At 39.5% G+C, this 18,743-nt stretch carries 15 protein-coding genes; 8 read left to right on the forward strand and 7 right to left on the reverse strand.

From position 1 onward, the window contains the following. The first annotated feature begins 57 nt into the window (after window positions 1-57). Window positions 58-2,550 carry a penicillin-binding protein 1A gene (locus I6F47_RS03125; RefSeq protein WP_165721228.1) on the forward strand — a complete coding sequence of 831 codons (2,493 nt, stop codon included), beginning with the start codon at window positions 58-60 and terminating at the stop codon, window positions 2,548-2,550. 64 nt (window positions 2,551-2,614) lie between these two features. Here the strand turns inward: I6F47_RS03125 and metL are convergent, their stop codons facing one another. Together metL and metB are read right to left on the reverse strand one after the other, a co-directional pair. Then, the gene (metL, locus tag I6F47_RS03130) at window positions 2,615-4,960 is read right to left on the reverse strand and encodes a bifunctional aspartate kinase/homoserine dehydrogenase II (RefSeq protein ID WP_165721229.1); all 2,346 of its coding nucleotides are present in this window, start codon (window positions 4,958-4,960) and stop codon (window positions 2,615-2,617) included. A 5-nt stretch (window positions 4,961-4,965) separates the two neighbouring features. Beyond that, a complete protein-coding gene (gene metB, locus I6F47_RS03135) occupies window positions 4,966-6,213 on the reverse strand; it encodes a cystathionine gamma-synthase (protein ID WP_165721230.1) in 1,248 nt (415 codons plus the stop codon). Between the two features lie 289 nt (window positions 6,214-6,502). Here metB and metJ point away from each other — a divergent pair, with 289 nt between their 5' ends. Beyond that, the gene (gene metJ, locus I6F47_RS03140) at window positions 6,503-6,823 is read left to right on the forward strand and encodes a met regulon transcriptional regulator MetJ (RefSeq protein WP_007586263.1); all 321 of its coding nucleotides are present in this window, start codon (window positions 6,503-6,505) and stop codon (window positions 6,821-6,823) included. Window positions 6,824-6,905: 82 nt separating this feature from the next. Here the strand turns inward: metJ and I6F47_RS03145 are convergent, their stop codons facing one another. Beyond that, the gene (locus I6F47_RS03145) at window positions 6,906-8,147 is read right to left on the reverse strand and encodes a malic enzyme-like NAD(P)-binding protein (protein WP_007582028.1); all 1,242 of its coding nucleotides are present in this window, start codon (window positions 8,145-8,147) and stop codon (window positions 6,906-6,908) included. Window positions 8,148-8,841: 694 nt separating this feature from the next. Further along, window positions 8,842-9,057: a 50S ribosomal protein L31 gene (gene rpmE / locus I6F47_RS03150; RefSeq protein WP_007582029.1), complete on the reverse strand. Its 216-nt coding sequence runs from the start codon at window positions 9,055-9,057 to the stop codon at window positions 8,842-8,844. Window positions 9,058-9,287: 230 nt separating this feature from the next. On the opposite strand from rpmE, the gene priA reads away from it, so the two are divergent. The 5 genes from priA (at window position 9,288) to I6F47_RS03175 (ending at window position 14,397) form a co-directional block, all read left to right on the forward strand. Continuing rightward, window positions 9,288-11,474, forward strand: coding sequence for a primosomal protein N' (gene priA, locus I6F47_RS03155; RefSeq protein ID WP_024594431.1), 2,187 nt, complete (start codon window positions 9,288-9,290; stop codon window positions 11,472-11,474). Window positions 11,475-11,494: 20 nt separating this feature from the next. Next, on the forward strand, window positions 11,495-12,022 hold the full coding sequence (locus tag I6F47_RS03160) for an SPOR domain-containing protein (RefSeq protein ID WP_007582031.1): 528 nt from the start codon (window positions 11,495-11,497) through the stop codon (window positions 12,020-12,022). 79 nt (window positions 12,023-12,101) lie between these two features. Beyond that, complete coding sequence (hslV, locus tag I6F47_RS03165; RefSeq protein ID WP_002958366.1) at window positions 12,102-12,620, forward strand: ATP-dependent protease subunit HslV; 519 nt, start codon at window positions 12,102-12,104, stop codon at window positions 12,618-12,620. An 11-nt stretch (window positions 12,621-12,631) separates the two neighbouring features. Continuing rightward, window positions 12,632-13,960 carry an HslU--HslV peptidase ATPase subunit gene (hslU, locus tag I6F47_RS03170; protein ID WP_007582032.1) on the forward strand — a complete coding sequence of 443 codons (1,329 nt, stop codon included), beginning with the start codon at window positions 12,632-12,634 and terminating at the stop codon, window positions 13,958-13,960. A gap of 62 nt (window positions 13,961-14,022) precedes the next feature. Then, the gene (locus tag I6F47_RS03175) at window positions 14,023-14,397 is read left to right on the forward strand and encodes a gamma-butyrobetaine hydroxylase-like domain-containing protein (protein WP_010553804.1); all 375 of its coding nucleotides are present in this window, start codon (window positions 14,023-14,025) and stop codon (window positions 14,395-14,397) included. An 86-nt stretch (window positions 14,398-14,483) separates the two neighbouring features. Here I6F47_RS03175 and I6F47_RS03180 read toward each other — a convergent pair whose 3' ends face one another. From I6F47_RS03180 to I6F47_RS03190, 3 genes are all read right to left on the reverse strand, one after another. Further along, complete coding sequence (locus I6F47_RS03180; protein ID WP_007582034.1) at window positions 14,484-16,364, reverse strand: methyl-accepting chemotaxis protein; 1,881 nt, start codon at window positions 16,362-16,364, stop codon at window positions 14,484-14,486. Window positions 16,365-16,473: 109 nt separating this feature from the next. Next, on the reverse strand, window positions 16,474-17,505 hold the full coding sequence (locus I6F47_RS03185; protein WP_165721231.1) for an MJ1255/VC2487 family glycosyltransferase: 1,032 nt from the start codon (window positions 17,503-17,505) through the stop codon (window positions 16,474-16,476). Beyond that, complete coding sequence (locus tag I6F47_RS03190; RefSeq protein WP_024594428.1) at window positions 17,502-18,041, reverse strand: phosphatase PAP2 family protein; 540 nt, start codon at window positions 18,039-18,041, stop codon at window positions 17,502-17,504. The genes I6F47_RS03185 and I6F47_RS03190 overlap by 4 nt, the downstream gene beginning before the upstream one ends. Before the next feature lie 204 nt (window positions 18,042-18,245). On the opposite strand from I6F47_RS03190, the gene rraA reads away from it, so the two are divergent. After that, complete coding sequence (rraA, locus tag I6F47_RS03195) at window positions 18,246-18,743, forward strand: ribonuclease E activity regulator RraA (RefSeq protein WP_002959955.1); 498 nt, start codon at window positions 18,246-18,248, stop codon at window positions 18,741-18,743.

Genomic DNA, 18,743 nt, shown 5'->3' on the forward strand with positions numbered 1-18,743 from the left:
ATCAATATATACTAGCAGTCAAAACTCGCAATTGGGAGTCCATTTAGGGAAATATAAGTGATTTTATTAAAACGAACTTTACAATTTTTTATCATTTGTGTGTTAATTGGTCTGATTACTTTGATCAGTCTTTATTACTACGTTAAACCTGATATCCCCAGTGTGCAAGTTTTAAAAGACGTGCAATTACAAACTCCTATGCAAGTATTCACTAAAGATGGGCTTTTAATCAATCAATTTGGTGAAAAACGTCGTATTCCAGTGACTATTGATGAAATTCCTCAAACACTCATTAATGCATTTTTAGCGACAGAAGATAATCGATTTTACGATCATATAGGCATAGACCCTATTGGTATAGTACGTTCGGCTGTTGTTCTTATATCTACTGGCGAGAAAAAACAAGGTGCAAGTACTATTACTATGCAGCTTGCTCGTAATTTCTTTTTAACACGCGAAAAAGCATATATTCGTAAAGTTAAAGAAATATTTATAGCGCTTCATATTGAAGGAGTGTTAACAAAAGACGAAATTTTAGAGCTTTATCTTAATAAAATAGAATTAGGTAATCGTGCTTTCGGTATTGGTGCAGCAGCGCAAGTTTATTACGGTAAAGAGCTAAAAGATTTAACACTTGCACAAATGGCGATGATTGCAGGTTTACCTAAAGCACCTTCAGCTTTAAACCCAATTCGTAACCCAACGCGTGCAAAAGCACGCCGAAATGTAGTTTTAGGCCGTTTACTGACCGAAGACTATATAACACAAGAGCAATATAACGAAGCAACTAGCCAACCTATTACAGCTTATTTTCACGGTGCAGAAATAAACTTATACGCACCGTATATCTCTGAAATGGTGCGCGCTGAAATGGTTTCGCGCTATGGGGTAGATAAAGCCTATAACTCTGGTTTTAAAATTTTTACCTCAGTAGAGTCAAAGGTTCAAAAAGCAGCGCAAAACGCACTTGTAAATAACTTACACAGTTACGATATGCGTCATGGTTTTAGAGGTCCAACTGATGTTTTATGGAATCCTGAAACACAACCAGCTTTAACTGAGCAACAAATACTCAATAAATTACAGAGCGTAAATGAGTTAGGCACTTTAAAAGTTGCAGCAGTACTCAGTGTTAATAATAAAACAGCTACAGTACTACTTAAAAACGGTGAGCAAACAACTCTCAGTTGGGATAGTTTAAAATGGGCGCGTAAGTATATTACTCGCTACCGCCAAAGCTTTGCTCCAAAAGCAGCTACTGATATTTTAACGCCAGGTATGCAAATATGGGTACGTCAAAACGAAGATAACAGCTACTTATTAAGCCAAATACCAGAAGCATCAAGCGCTATTGTATCCCTCGATCCACAAGACGGTAGAATAAAAGCTATTGTAGGGGGTTACAGCTTTGAGCAAAGTCAATACAACCGAGCGATACAAGCTAAGCGTCAAGTGGGTTCTAATATAAAACCTTTTATATATTCAGCAGCACTTGAAAAAGGTTACACGCTTGCGTCTATATTAAATGATGCACCTATAAACCAATGGGATAAGAGCCAAGGCGTAGCATGGCGCCCTAAAAACAGCCCTGCTGTTTACAACGGTCCTATTCGAATTCGCCGTGCTTTAGCACAGTCTAAAAACGTTATTTCGGTGCGTTTACTGCGTGGTGTTGGATTACAACGTACAGCTGATCACTTACTAAAATTTGGCTTTAAAGACGCTGACATTAATCGCAGTGAATCATTAGCCCTTGGCAGTGCTTCCATTACTCCCCTTGAACTTGCCCGAGGCATGAGTACATTTGCCAATGGCGGTCACTTAATTGAACCTTACTTCATCTCAGAAATTCAAGACGCTTATGGCAATGTATTGTTTAAAGCAAACCCTGCTCTTGCCTGTGACGAAGAGCCTTTGCCAACACTCAATGCACTCTCAATTCATAATAGTGATGGTGAAGAGGAGCAAACTAAAAAATGTGCACCGAGAATTATTTCTAAGCAGAATGCATTTTTAATTGCCGATGCTATGAATAGTGCAATCTGGGGGGGGGGTAGCTGGGCTCATAAAACAGGTTGGAGTGGAACCGGTTGGCGAGCACAAGCACTAGACCGTCGCGATATTTCGGGTAAAACAGGCACAACTAATGACTCAGTAGATACCTGGTTTAGCGGTTTTAATAGTAATGTGATGACCTCAGTTTGGGTTGGCTTTGATAATCCGGGCAACGCTCTTGGTCGCTCTACATATAACAACAACCTAGATAGCAGCCAAATATCAGGTGCTGAATCGGGCGCTAAAACCGCGCAGCCAGCGTGGGTTGAATTTATGAAAGCGGCACTTGAAGGCAAGCCTGAAGCCCCAATTGAGCCGCCTGAGGGACTCGTTTCTATTCGTATTGATTTAGCTACAGGCTTACTTAGCCATAAAAATGACTACACAAGTCGATTTGAATATTTTGAAAAAGGCACCGCACCTACAAAGTATGTGCTATCTCAGCCTAACGATATATTTGAAGAAGACACTAAAACAGAAGAAGAGCTATTTTAGTAATATGTATGTAATACAAAAACGGCAGCTTATTTAAGCTGCCGTTTTTGTTTAAACCAAATGTTTATTTTAAGTTTTGAACAAGCCAATATAAATCAGAGTGCACACCCGCAGCGGTCACTTCCCTACCCGCTCCTGGCCCCTGAATCACTAATGCGTTATCGCTATACCATTTGCTATTAATTACAAAAATATTATCGCCTGGTGTAAGGTTTGCTAACGCATCGCCATTAGGCACATACGCTATTCCCACTTTAGCAATTACTTCACCTTGTGTGATTTCTAACAAGCCCGTATATCTAAGTACTGAATTTTTAGACTTTGCTGTCACTGCATGCTCTTCGATGAACGCGTCTAGCTGTGCTTTTTTATTTAAAAAGTCATCCCAACTTCCCAGCGCAAGTTCATCTGGCATCAATGCCGATAAGCTAATATCGTCAAGTTCAAGCTCAACACCTAGCTCTCGAGCTAAAATAAGTAGCTTACGCTGCATATCTCGCCCAGATAAATCTTCGCGAGGGTCTGGCTCTGTGAATCCCATTTTCTGAGCTTCCAGTAGCAACTCAGAAAATGGCCTTGTTCCATCATATTTACTACATAACCACGAAAGCGTGCCTGAGAAAACACCTTCTATACGTGTTATTTTATCGCCACTATTTTGCAAATCAGCCAAAGCAAAGTTAATAGGTAAGCCAGCGCCTACACTGGTGTTATATCGCCAATGTAAATTACGTTCTGTAATATTACTACGAAGTGCTTTATACCAAGTAGTCGGTGCTGTTCCAGCGTATTTATTAGCACTAATTAAATGACAGTTTCTATCTACAAAGTCTGGATATAACAAGCTAAATTGTTCACTTGCGGTAATATCAATTACAATTTTATGCTCGTAATCGAGCTCATTTATAGCATTCAGTAAATCTGCAGATTGATAGCTATTTGCCTCATGCTGCCATTGAGTTTTCCATTGCTGTGTATTAATACCACTTGCATTAAACAGCATTTTTTTAGAGCGAATTAGACCGACTAATTTAATACTAAAGTCATCCGATAAACGCTCAAATTGTGCCGATAACTGTTTAATGAAAACGTCGCCAACGTTACCAAGCCCCGCAACTATAATTGCGATTTCTTGGCCTTTATTAATTAGCTTATCGTGTAAGTCACTTTGTATATCACTATCTATAAATTGATCGGTAAGCAATAAAGCATAGCCAGTATCTTGATGGGCAAAACGAGGTTTTATGCTGTGGAGTTTTAATAAATCTAATGCTTGTAAGCTTAATGTATTAACGTCTTGCTCAGGCGCTACAATTGCACAACCGTTTAAATTTGACTCGCTAATATTTGCCCTACCCGCAAAATAATTAATAACCAGATAAGTTTGTGCTGCAGGTACTACTAAATACACTTCACCATTATGGTTAAAGTGATGAAGGCTATGCTGAATAAGCTGACTAACACTTGCAACCTCACCTTCACTTAATCCTTCAACCATTAATAGGTCAACATTTTGCAACGTGGTTATAAAGCGCTTTTTCTTCGCTGAACCTTCTTTGACTATATCTGTTGGACTTGCTTGTACGTCAAAACTACTGCGAACAGCTAGCTTAATATCTGTGTTTTTAAGTGGCGATAGTGTTTTTGCATGTAATACAGGGTTACCCAAACGAGCTAATAAATTAGCTTGCCCACGGCAAATTTTGCCGTATTTAATCGCTTTTTTTACCTTTCGAGGATCAGTGCTATACACTCCCTGTGTATCAGTCCAAATACATACTTGCTTAGCATTGCAATAATTTGCAAGTAGTGTTGCACTGTAGTCACTGCCATTTCGGCCAAGCGTTACAGTATCGCCTTTGATATCTGCTGCAATAAACCCAGTAACAACATTTATCTTATTAGGCAAAATTAACTGCCCACATTGCTGCGCATTTTGCGCATGCATTAATTCGCCATCATTTAAGGTAAAAAGAGTACGTGCATCTTGAGCGCATGCCTCAATATTTAGCTGCTGTAAATAAGTAGCGAGTAAACGTGCTGACCACAGTTCGCCATGTGCAAGTAATGCAGCCTCTTTTAGCTGCTCAGCTTGAGTAAGTTCTGCAATATAGCTAAGTTCGATACTTAGTGTTTTAAGTGCGCTGCGCTTTAAATCAGCTTGTAATAACTGCTCTATTAAATCACTTTGATGGTTATTTAACTGCAGTAAAATATCAGCTACTGCTTGAGTATCTTGTTTTTGATAGCTTTGCCAAAGTAATACTAGCGTATCGGTTGTCTTACCCGCAGCCGATACCACCACACAGTCGCCCGTCTGAGTATGCCCAATAATTATTTTAGCTACGCTTTGATAGCGCTCACTAGAGCTTAAACTCGAGCCACCAAATTTATGTACACAATTGACCATATTAATCACCAAAGCGCCGGACGGGCTGCACTTAATTTAACGTTACCACCAGGAGTGCCTGCTCCTTTGCCTACACGGCCAACATTTTTATTTTGCCCTGGTTTTACAAGTTCAAACACTCGTTCAAAATCAGCGACTAAATCGTGTATATCTTCAATACCTACCGAAATACGAATAAGCGTATCGCCCACACCCGCCTCTAAACGTGCTGTTGCCTCCATACCTGCGTGCGTCATAGTTGCAGGGTGACAAATTAAGCTCTCTACGCCACCTAGTGACTCAGCTAAACTAAACGTTTTAAGGCTAGTTAAAAATGCTGCAGCGTCATTTATATCGCCTTTAATATCAAAACTAACCATGCCACCAAAACCAAGTTGCTGTGCTTTAGCCAGCTCATGTTGAGGATGTGACTCAAGACCTGGGTAGTAAACTTGGCTTACATATTCAGAGCTTTCAAGGTACTTAGCTATTGCCAGTGCATTTTCTTGATGCTGCCTTAGGCGCACATTTAAAGTACGTAAACCACGAAGCGTTAAATAGCTATCAAAAGGCGCACCCGTAATACCAATGTTATTAGCCCACCAAGCAAGCTCATCGCCTAACTTTTGTGTTGCTGCAATAACAGCGCCGCCTACTACATCTGAGTGTCCGTTAATGTATTTAGTGGTTGAATGCACCACAATATCTACACCAAACTTAATAGGGTTTTGTAAGGCAGGCGACAAAAACGTGTTATCTGCAGCCACCAATGCACCGCATTGCTTAGCCACATCGGTAACCGCTTTAATATCTGTTAAACGAAGTACTGGGTTACTTGGGGTTTCTATCCAAATAAGCTTTGGTTTAATTACTAAAATTTGTTGAAGGCTTTCTTCTTTTGTTAAATCTAATATTTCGAGCTTTAGTAGTCCGCGTTTTTGTAAAGATGTAAATAAACGATAGCTGCCACCATAACAATCATGTGGAATTACTAACGTATCGTCACTATTAAGTAGCTGAGTAGCTAAATGCACGGCAGCCATGCCTGTAGCTGTAATTATGCCACGAGCGCCACCTTCAAGCTTAGCAAGCGTCTCAGCTAAAATATCACGATTAGGATTACCGCTACGACCATAATCATACTCACGCTTAGTATCAAAGTCGGCAAACGAATAAGTAGTCGATAAATAAATTGGCGGTACCACCGCACCATGATGTTTATCAGCATCAACGCCGTTACGTACAGCAATGGTCGCTTTGTTTTTTTCGCTCATATTCGTCACCTGATTAATTTGGATGTTTAGACGTCTAAAAGAGTAAGTTATCCGTTTTGATAAGTCAAAGTATTTTAAAGCTCTAGATGGCTAAAAGTAGAAGGGGCCTCTGCGAATAACACATTTTAGCTCACAAAAGTGTGCTTATCTTTACACCTACAATAGGCTTATTAAGATAGATCGGTATCTATTATTTGACTATCTTTTTTAAATCGATAGAATTTCACGCATATTTACACGCTTTTTATACCGTGTGAGAAATTAATAATCTGAGGCAACGATACATCTTATGGCTAAATGGAATGGTGAGTATATTCACCCATACGCAGAACACGGTAAAAAATCAGAGCAAGTTAAAAAGATCACCGTTTCGATCCCGCTAAATGTATTAAAGGTATTAACTGACGAACGTACACGTCGTCAAATCAATAACCTTCGCCATGCTACAAATAGTGAATTGCTATGTGAGGCATTTTTGCATGCTTTTACTGGCCAACCTTTACCAAATGACGATGACTTACGTAAAGATAACGCCGAAAAAGTGCCAGAAGAAGTTAAAAAAATAATGCAAGAAATGGGTCTAGAAGTACCCGTTTTAAACGAAGAATAAATATTACAAAGACAAAAAAACCTCAGTAATTACTGAGGTTTTTTTATGTCTAAATTTTATTGCATAGCTCTACTGTATAGATTTACTGCATATAGTTTTCAGGTAGCTCAATTTGTGCAACACCTGACTCAATAGCAGCAAGTGCAACAGCTCTTGCTATACGCGGCAGTAAACGTGGATCCATTGGTTTTGGAATAATATACTGCGCACCAAATTCTAGTTTATCTACACCAGCGGCTTTTAAAACTTCTGCAGGTACTGGCTCTTTGGCAATACTTCGAATAGCATCTACTGCAGCAATTTTCATTTCATCGTTAATAGCGCTTGCACGTACATCAAGTGCACCACGGAAAATAAACGGGAAACATAAAACATTATTAACTTGGTTAGGGTAATCAGAGCGTCCTGTTGCCATGATTAAATCGTTGCGTGCGCCGTGCGCAAGTGCAGGATCAATCTCAGGATCTGGATTTGAACATGCAAACACAACTGGTTTTGCAGCCATTAGCTTTAAATCTTCAGCCGCTAATAAGTTAGGGCCAGAAACACCCACAAATACATCCGCATCTGCAATTACATCTTGCAATGTACGCTTATCGGTATTGTTAGCAAAAAGCTGTTTATATTCATTTAAGTCATCGCGGCGGGTATGAATAACACCTTTGCGGTCAAGCATATAAATGTGTTCACGCAGTGCACCACACTTAATTAACAGCTCCATACACGCAACAGCGGCAGCGCCTGCACCTAAACATACAATAATTGCATCTTCAATTGACTTACCTTGTACTTCTAGCGCATTTAACATACCAGCAGCCGTTACAATGGCAGTACCGTGTTGATCATCATGAAAAACAGGAATACTACAACGCTCTATTAATGCTTTTTCTATTTCAAAACACTCTGGTGCTTTAATATCTTCAAGGTTAATACCACCGAATGTGTCGGCAATATTGGCAACCGTATTAATAAAGTCTTCTGTTGTTTTGTGCTTAACTTCAATATCGATAGAATCAAGCCCTGCAAAACGTTTAAACAATAACGCTTTACCTTCCATTACGGGCTTAGACGCTAAAGGACCTAAATTACCAAGGCCTAGAATTGCAGTACCATTAGTAATAACCGCAACCATGTTACCTTTACCAGTATATTTATAAGCATTTGCAGGATCTGCAGCTATTTCACGTACAGGTTCGGCAACACCTGGGCTATACGCAAGTGCAAGATCATGAGCCGTTTCAGCTGGTTTTGTAAGCTCAATGCTAATTTTACCTGGTACGGGATGTGAGTGGTAATGTAGTGCTTGTTCACGAAAGTCAGACATAACGCGATTGTATCCTGCAATTTAAGTTAAAGTGAGAGATGGAGTCTTGGGGTACGATACCCTTATTATTTTTAAATTCCAAGCAATATCAGGTCTATCCTGTTATATGCTATATCCTATAATTTTAAGAGGTTTTTCAGTAACTTTGCAGGATTATATCAACATTTAATAAATAAAAATTCACCTAAAAAGTAAGTTTTAAGGTGCTTTTATGCCTATCAAAATCTTATAAAATGTATACTTAAAGTATCAGCATAAACTTAGAATAACAGCCTACTACCCTACTTTAAAAACAGATAAGCCCACGTTAGCTACTTTTATCAACCTAGTTAAAAATTGTACTATTTAAAATATAGAGAATATCTATCGATTTGTCTGTAAAGGATTATGCATACTCAGAATAAGAATAGGAATAGGAAATAGTTATGCAAAAGGAGGGGATCGTTAAAATCAACGAAATAATACCAATCTGCTTATATATGGGGTCTATTTAACGTTAAGAAAATTACGCTAGAACTAGGCTAAAATTTTTGTATCTAGTTGTTCTAAATAAAAATTTTTTAACGACGTTATAGTGCAATTTAATTCGTTAAATTGCTCAAAGATTTATGCAGGTTGGTATAAGATAATAAATAACAAATTTTAGGCACAAAAAAAGCACCCTAAGGTGCTTTTTTTAACTAAACAGCAATAATTACTTCTTGCTGGCAAGTGCACCGAAGCGCTTGTTGAAGCGATCAACACGTCCGCCAGTGTCTAAAACTTTTTGCTTACCAGTGTAAAACGGGTGACACGCAGAACATACGTCTAAGTGAATGTCTTTACAAAGAGTTGAGCTAGTTTCGAATTTATTTCCACATGAACATGTTGCAGAAATTACTTCGTACTTAGGGTGAATACCTTCTTTCATAGGAACCTCTAGTTAAGGCCGCATCGCTCTCCAAACCCGGAGTTTGGCACCATACGTCGTTAAAACAAATTTGTTGGTGGCGGATTTTATCCAACAACCTCCCCCCACACAAGTATTTATTTATATTTTTGCCAAAAAAGTGAACAATCTCTGTCTCAAGCGCTATTGCTAGTAGGTTTTTAGCGTTATTTTTAGTACATTACAGCATTAATTTTACGGGTTGAGTTGTTATGAGTTTTGTTGAAGTTGCTATTAAAGTCCCGCTTCCACGCACCTTTGATTATAAAATAGAAGAACAGCTCAGTGGCTTATCAACTCCTTTACTACCTGGCATGCGGGTTTTGGTACCTTTTGGTAATCAAAAAAAAGTAGCGGTTGTTTTGGGTATTAAAAGCAGTACCGACGTCCCTTTAAATAAAATTAAAAATATTATAGAGGTAATAGACGACGCCCCTATTTTAAGTGCCCAGCATTTAGAACTCCTTAGCTTTACTGCCCGCTATTATTGCTACCCATTAGGCGAAACTATTCATATAGCGCTACCTGGTGCACTTCGCCAAGGTGAATCGCCTGATAAAACCAGTATTAATATGGTTGCCCTGACAGAAAAAGGTGCAAAAGTACCGTCGTTAAAAGCTAAAACACAGCTCAACCTATTAAAGCAGTTATCGCAATCAGGTAAGTCATCATTAACTGAGTTAAAAGCACTGGGCTTTAGTAAAAAAACAATAGATAGCTTAATAGATAAAGAACTCATAACACAAACTATTGAGCACGATAACCAATGGCAAAGTGTTGCTCCAACCGTCGGTAGTAAACCAGTACTAAATAAAGAACAAGCGGTTGCTTGCACAGCTATAAATCAAAGTACTGGCTTTAGCAGCTTCTTATTAGAAGGCGTAACGGGCAGCGGTAAAACCGAAGTGTATTTACAGTGCCTAGAAGAAGTACTCAAACGTGGCGAGCAAGCCCTCGTACTCGTGCCCGAAATCGGCCTAACACCACAAACCGTAAACCGTTTTCGCCGCCGCTTTCCTGATACACCCATTATGCTTTGGCACTCAGCACTTACCGACAACGAACGTTTACAAACATGGCGTTTTTGCGAAAAAGGCAGTTGCGCGATAGTTATTGGCACGCGTTCGAGTATTTTTCTACCATTTTTAAAACTCGGTATGATTGTTGTTGATGAAGAACACGACTCGTCATTTAAACAACAAGATACCCTTCGTTACCATGCTCGTGATTTAGCCGCTTACAGAGCTTTTCAGCATAAAATTCCGCTTATATTAGGCAGCGCCACACCCGCGCTTGAAACACTTCACAAAGCAATTAATAACAAATACCAGCTATTAAGTTTAACGGAGCGTGCGCAAACAGCGACTGACAATCAGTTTAAGTTACTCGATATGAAAGGTCAGCCCGACCAAGCAGGTATTGCACATGCAAGCCTTGCTACTATGCGTCAGCACTTAAATCGCGGTAAACAGGTTATGGTATTTTTAAATCGCCGAGGTTTCTCACCAACCCTTATTTGCCATGAGTGCGGTTGGTTGAGCGAGTGTAAACGATGCAGTACCAGCGCTACATTTCATAAAGCGATTGGGCAAATGATCTGTCATCACTGTGGCGACCAGTACCCTGTCCCTCACCAATGCCCTGACTGTGGAAGTACGCAAATATTTCCTAACGGTAAAGGCACAGAGCAAATTGAAGAGTTTTTATCGACCGAGTTCCCTGATACACCCGTTACTCGTATAGACCGCGATTCAACTCGCCGAAAAGGTAGCCTTGAAAAAGCACTTGATGAAATAAACCTAGGGGGCGCACGCATTTTAGTGGGCACACAAATGCTTGCCAAAGGCCATCACTTTGCAGATGTGAGCCTTGTTATAATTTTAGATGTAGATAGCGGCTTATACTCATGCGACTTCAGAGCGACAGAGCATTTAGCGCAATTAGTCACCCAAGTAGCGGGGCGTGCTGGACGTTCAGGAGAACCTGGTCAAGTGTTATTACAAACACACTTTCCAGAACACCCTCTTTTGCAAGACTTAGTTAATAATGGTTACCAAGACTTTGCCCGCTTTGCTCTTAGTGAGCGCGATGATGCTGACTTACCGCCCATTACAAATATGGCCATTGTGCGTGCACAAGGACATAGTATTAAACTAGTCGTCGATTTTTTGACGGATTTGGTTCCTGTGAATGGGGTATCTGGTATACAATTGCTCGGTCCGATCCCTGCCCCACTTGAAAGAGTCGCAGGCATGTATCGTTTTCAATTGCATATTCAAGCGCAAGATCGTCGCATATTACATCAGTACCTTGCGCAAATGGTTGATTATTTAAGTACCAGTAAACTTGCACAAAAAGTACGCTGGAGCTTAGACGTAGACCCTATAGACATGATTTAGGTTAAGGCCAAAATAACACCATGGCACAGCACGATTATATTAATAAAAAGCCTGCAGGCAGAAACAGTAAAAAAAACGCACCCGCTAAAAAACCATTTCCTATTCTTTTAGCCGTTATAGCCATCTTACTTGTAGGTGGTTTTGCCTACACACTATGGTTTATAAAAAGTAATGCCGATCCAAAACTTGTCGAAAAACAAGCTAACCCAACTGCACCCGCAAAAGTAGAAGTTGTTATTCCACGTACACCGGAATTTATTAAAGAAATTAGAAACCACGAGATTCAAGTTGAAGTAAAAGAACTTGAGCAAAAAGGTCCTTATGTTATGCAATGCGGTTCGTTCAGAACTCATGCACAAGCTGAATCATTAAAAGCTAAAATCGCATTTGCAGGGCTCATTTCTGAGATAAAACAGGCTGAAGGCAGCAATGGTACTTGGTATAAAGTACGTTTAGGCCCTTACAAAACCAAACGCCAAGCCGAAAGCGATAAAAACAAACTTAAACGTGTAAAAATAGTCGGCTGCGGAATTTGGGGCTGGACTTGAAAATAAACCATTCACCCATATAACCTCATCATAATCGTTTTTTACGAGTTGCCTCTGTAGCTCGATGATGAGGAATAACATGACTACTATCGTAAGTGTTCGCCGCGGCGACAAAGTTGTAATTGGCGGCGATGGCCAAGTTTCACTTGGTAACACCGTAATGAAGGGCAACGCCCGCAAAGTTCGACGTCTTTATAATGGCAAAGTAATCGCTGGTTTTGCCGGCGGTACTGCTGATGCCTTCACTCTTTTCGAACGTTTTGAAAGCAAATTAGAAATGCACCAAGGTAACCTAACTAAAGCCGCAGTAGAAATGGCTAAAGATTGGCGAAGCGACCGTGCACTTCGAAAACTCGAAGCGCTGCTCGCTGTAGCAGACGAAACAGCCTCTTTAATTATTACCGGTAATGGCGATGTGGTTCAGCCAGAAAACGATTTAATTGCAATTGGTAGTGGTGGTAACTTTGCGCAATCAGCGGCAACCGCCCTTTTAGAAAATACAGATTTAAGCGCTCGTGAAATAGTAGAGAAAAGCTTAACTATTGCAGGCAACATCTGCGTATTTACTAATAACTTCCAAACAATCGAAGAATTATAATAGGAACTATCATGTCTGATATGACCCCAAGAGAAATTGTTCACGAGCTAGATCAGCACATTATAGGTCAGGCTAAAGCTAAAAAAGCGGTCGCTATTGCGCTTCGTAATCGCTGGCGCCGTATGCAATTAAATGAAGATTTACGCAGTGAAGTAACACCAAAAAATATATTAATGATTGGTCCAACAGGTGTAGGTAAAACAGAAATTGCCCGTCGTTTAGCAAAACTTGCTAACGCACCATTCATTAAAGTAGAAGCGACTAAATTTACTGAAGTTGGTTATGTTGGTAAAGAAGTAGATACGATCATACGTGACCTCGTTGATGTTTCAATTAAAATGACTCGCGAACAGCAAACTAAAAAGTTTAAACATCGCGCCGAAGAAGCAGCAGAAGAGCGTATTTTAGATGCACTTTTACCACCTGTTAAAGATCAATATGGCGAAAGCCAACGCGACGATACTTCATCTACTCGCCAAACATTTCGTAAAAAATTACGTGAAGGCCAACTAGATGATAAAGAGATCGAGATTGAATTAGCGCAAGCTCAATCAAACGTAGAAATTATGGCGCCTCCTGGTATGGAAGATATGACCAACCAGTTACAAAGCATGTTTCAAAACATGGGCGGCGATAAACGCACTAAGCGTAAGTTAAAAATTAAAGAAGCCTTCAAACTATTAACGGAAGAAGAAGCCGCTAAATTAGTAAACCCTGAAGAGCTAAAAGAACAAGCTATTTTTGCAGTAGAGCAAAACGGTATTGTGTTTATTGATGAAATAGACAAAATTTGTAAACGTGGTGATTCTTCAGGCCCTGATGTGAGCCGAGAAGGTGTTCAGCGCGACTTACTACCGTTAATTGAAGGCTCAACAGTAAACACTAAACACGGTATGGTTAAAACTGACCATATGTTGTTTATTGCCTCAGGTGCGTTCCAAATGTCTAAACCATCAGACATGATACCTGAGCTACAAGGTCGCTTACCGATTCGAGTAGAACTTGAGCCACTAACTGCAGATGACTTTAAACGTATCCTGACAGAGCCACATGCATCGCTTACTGAGCAACAACGAGAGCTCCTTAAAACTGAGCAAGTAACGATTGAGTTTAGTGATGATGCTATTGAGCGTATTGCTAAGGCAGCGTGGCAAGTTAACGAAAAAACCGAAAACATCGGTGCTCGTCGCTTGCATACTGTGATGGAAAGATTGATGGAAGAAATTTCATACGATGCTTCTGAAAAAGCAGGTTCATCACTTGTTATTGACGCCGCTTACGTTGAAAAACATCTAGGCGCACTTGTTGAAGATGAAGACTTAAGCCGCTTCATTCTATAAAACGAATATAAACGTTATACTAAAAGCCTCCAGATTGGGGGCTTTTTAATGGGATATATAAAATGAAACACGTTACAAAAGTGCATTACCACAGCGTGAGTAAAAATTTAGATGTTTATTTTGACGACGATAGCCAAGCAGTCTTTAGCTGTGAATTTTTACGCGTTCACTCTCCCTCTGCTGAAGTGCAAGGCCATGGCTCTGGCCCCATGAAGCTAGTACTTAATAAACAATCTGTAGGTATAAAAAACATAGTACCTGTCGGGCATTATGCACTGCGTTTAGATTTCGATGATGGTCACAATAGTGGACTGTTCAGTTGGAGTTACTTTGAAAAACTACAAGCGCAGCAACAAACGTTGAGCGATGAATATTCGGCACGCGTAGCCGAGCACGAACAAAACAAAAACAGTGTACCAATAAAGTTTATTCCTTAAACCTTATTGGTAACTTTAGGTGGGTATTTTTAGATTAGTTAACCTAAACCCTGGTTAAGATATTTACTATCCAGAGTTCAGGTTAGTTACACTTTAAACTTATCAATAGCGCTAAATAACACTCTAGCTTGCTCAGATACTTCTTCGCTAGTTTGGGCGTTTTTAGCAGCATGTTCAGTTGCATCTTGCGCAATATCGCGAATTCTTACTACATTTTTATTAACCTCTGATGCCACTTGGCTTTGCTCGTCAATAGCAACCGCTATTTGAGAGCTCATTTCCATTATTGTTTGTACATCTTCAGTAATTGCGCCTAATAACTCACCTGCTTTAATTGCTTGCGAGGCACTTTCATCGCCTTGAGAACGACATTTGTGCATAATACTCACCACTTCTTGAGTACGCTGCTGTAAGGTACTTATAATACCTTCAATCTCACTCGTGGACTCTTGAGTACGCTTCGCTAATGAACGAACCTCATCTGCAACAACAGCAAAACCACGACCATACTCACCAGCACGTGCCGCTTCTATTGCCGCATTAAGTGCGAGCAAATTTGTTTGATCTGCAATCCCCCGAATTACATCAAGCACTGAACCAATTGTTTCGCCATCTTTTTCAAGTTGCGATACTACATTTGATGCATTCCCTAACGAATCAGATAGGGCTCTAATGTGCTTAACGGTAGAGTCAACTTCACTGCGCCCTTGTTGAGCACTTAAGTTTGTTGACTCTGCTTTTTTAGCAGCCGCTTCAGTATTATGTGAAATATCCTGAATCGTCGCCTGCATTTCGGTGGCTGCAGTTGCAACCATGTCGGCTTCATGTAATTGCTCTTGCATACCGGAGCTTGTTGCTGCGGTACTTTCTGATAAATGCTCTGTTGCTATGTTAAGCGTATTTAAAGCACCATTAACTTCGTTAATTAAGTTTTTAAAATCGCCTATTAAACTATTAAAGTCGACCGTCATGGTGGTAATTTCGTCTTTACCTGTTTGCTCTATCATCACGCTTAAATCATTATTACGACGAATATCGTTAATGGTGTGATAAACCCGCTCTATAGGCACAATAATCGAGCGGCTCGTGAAATAAACCAACATTAAAACAATAATGCCAGCAATCACAAAAATAAGAATGGCTAAAAATTGTGCCTGTTCAACGCTTTTATCTACCTGCTGCTTAGTGCTTAATAGTATCTGCGCAACGATTGCATCACTTTGTTCAACACTTTTACGCATTTTTCCAAGTGCACCTGAATTTAAATCTAAGCCCAATTCAACCTGTGCCTGGACCAATGCTTGAAATTGCGTTTGGTAGGAATTTAAAAAGCCATTTAATTGAGCTGTATACCCCGTATCAAATTGAGCCTGAGCGATTTGCTGCTTTAAAGTATCAACCCCTTCATCAAATCGAGTTAAATACTTAAGATCAAAACGTAGCATAAAATCTTTTTCAGCCCGTCTTAATTGTAATATAGAAGATAAGAGTTTGTAATTATCTTGCTCTTTGAGCAAGCTTTCGACCTCGTGTACTGCACTTCTTAGTTCGCCATACAGCCCATCTTTTGGGTGTAATCCTATGCGTTTTTGTAGCACAACAACACTCATAAAGTCATTGTTATAAGCACTTACCAAATTATCGAGATTACTTATTTTTTGGGTTTCGATACCCTGCTCTTGCATAATTACATTCAACTTAGCAATTTTACTTTTAAGCTGGTTATAATCTTGTTCAAATAAGTCTAATGCTTCTTCTTGTTTATAAAAAAGAAAGTTTTTTTCATGTTTACGCAGTTCTAATTCATGGATATTAAGCTCTTCAGCAAGCTGAATTGTTTTATTTAAGCTTAACGTTGTTCTCGCTTCATAAATTATTACGCATAAAAGGACCACCATTGCTAAACCAACAACGACTGCGTTTAACTGTAAACGTCGTTTGATTGTTAAGTTTTGTAAAAAATTCATCGCTAACGCCTTTTTTAAATATGCATTTGTATTATAGCTGATAGCTCAGAAGCGACTCATTAATTTAACTTTTTATTATTGGTTATTCTAAGCTACTTAATTATGATGCCTATAAAGCGACACTATCCCACAAACCTTTGTGTAACGATTGTGTGTTATTCCACTGTTGTTTAACCAACCAATCAATTAAAGGCGCGGGATCGCTAGGGTAATTTATTTGCTTATTTTGCGGGGCGCTATTCCAGTCATCAAGGGCTTGCGGGTTTAAATAGTTCATAACATGCGCCATGCCCATGGCAAACAAAGTTTGTGCATTTGCGGTTTGCTCAAACTGCCCATCTAAAGGCTTTAATAGTAACTTCTTACCTAACTTAAGCGCTTCACTGGCAAGCTCAAACCCCGCATTACCAATAACGCCACTCGTGTTTGCTAAGTCATTTAAAAAGCCAGAACGTGAGGGTGGTCGCAAATGTATATGTCCAAAAGACTGATTGCAGGCATTTGGGTGATAACAATAAAATTCTTTTTCGGGAAAGTCTTTTAAATAATCAACAATGCTATCTAAGTTTTCAAACGGTAAATATACCAATACCTTATTTAGTACCGCGACAGGATTCTCATGATTATGATGAGCAATAAAAGGCGGGATTATATTATTTGCAAATGGCTTCCAGTGTACGCCTAAGTAAGTAGATGCTGGTGCATAATGCTTGATGAGCGATTTTCTAAGTACACCACGACCAAATATAGGTACGTTTTCTGACAAAAATGCGGCTTGGTGACTAATACCGATAACGGGTATATCGGCCCGTTTTGCAGCCCATGCTGTGACTGGCTCAAAGTCGTTAAGTACAAAATCGTACTGTTTTATATCAAGCGATTTTATATCACTCACCAGCTTACAAACTCGCATGTTTTTAAGTGTTTTTAAATTTTTGACTTGCCCATTTTTAGTATCAAACGATAAGCCCCGATACGCTTTATAATCTGAGAATTCGTGCATATCAAAGTAATCTTTATTTGCTCGCCCTGAAAACACATAATCAACATCAATACCAAGTTTATTAAAGCAGCTTGCCATAACCCTAGCCCGCGTTATATGACCATTACCGGTACCCTGCACTCCATACAATATTTTCATACAGGTACCACAAGCGCTAATGCGAATAAGCCACAAACACTGCCAATAATCGCACCTATAATAATATCAGCAGGAAAATGTACGCCTAATACAACACGAGAAATAGCCACACCAGCAGCCCAACTAAGTAGTAGCCATATATATTCAGGGAAAAAGTGACTTAGTATAATCGCAACTAAGAACGCTGCAGCGCTGTGACCCGAGGGCAAACTAAATTTATCACTTGGTACTATGTAAGCATTTGTTACTAAGCAGTCGCATGGACGGATACGGGCAAATCTATTTTTGGCCAATAAATAAATGGGCCTTTCTAAAGCAAAACCAACTAATATCGTTACAGGTAATAATTGTTGCTGCTCATTATTACTAAGCCACCACACCGCTAAACACACAAGTATGTAAAGTCCACCATCACCGCTTTTTGATAATCCAAACGCCATTGTTTTAAACCACTTCGGTGAGTTGCAATTAAACAGAGTTAAAAATAATTGCTCATCTAGCAGAGCTGCCTTTTTAAACATATTATTGTTATACATCACTTCCCCTCATTGCATAATATATGAACACCGATTTAGCTTATGTGTTGTAAATAACAATTGAGTGACGCTTTTAAGACACTATTATTGCGATTAATGATTTAGCGCTTGTTTTGTCTAAATTTACTGCGATTAAGTCGTTGTTATTGCTTATAAGGAGGGTATACTGAGGTATAAATTAATGTACCTTTTGAGGATAAAATAATGGATTACAGCACTTCTGATTTATGTGACCACTTTGCTGATGTGGTTGACGTGCTAGAGCCAATGTTCATCAACTTTGGTGGTCGACACAGCTTTGGTGGCCGCATTAAAACGGTTAAATGTTTTGAAAATAATGAACTGATCCGCGAATTACTTTCTCAAGACGGTACAGACTTAGTGCTTCTTATTGACGGTGGTGGCTCAACTCGCCGTGCACTTATTGATATTGAATTGGCCGAACTTGCACTTGAAAATAACTGGAATGGTATTGTTGTTTACGGCGCAGTACGCCACGTTGATGAGCTTGAAGAACTTGATTTAGGCATTCAAGCAATTGCTTCTATCCCTGTTGCAGCTGACAGTGAAGGTGCTGGCGAGGATGCTATAGGCGTTAACTTTGCCGGTGTATCATTTTTTGATGATGACTTTATTTATGCTGATAGTACTGGCATTGTTTTATCTGCAGAAGAATTAGAATTGGAAGTTGTAGAAGTATAA

Source organism: Pseudoalteromonas sp. NZS37 (assembly GCF_015864265.1).
GTDB classification, from domain to species: Bacteria; Pseudomonadota; Gammaproteobacteria; order Enterobacterales; family Alteromonadaceae; genus Pseudoalteromonas; species Pseudoalteromonas arctica.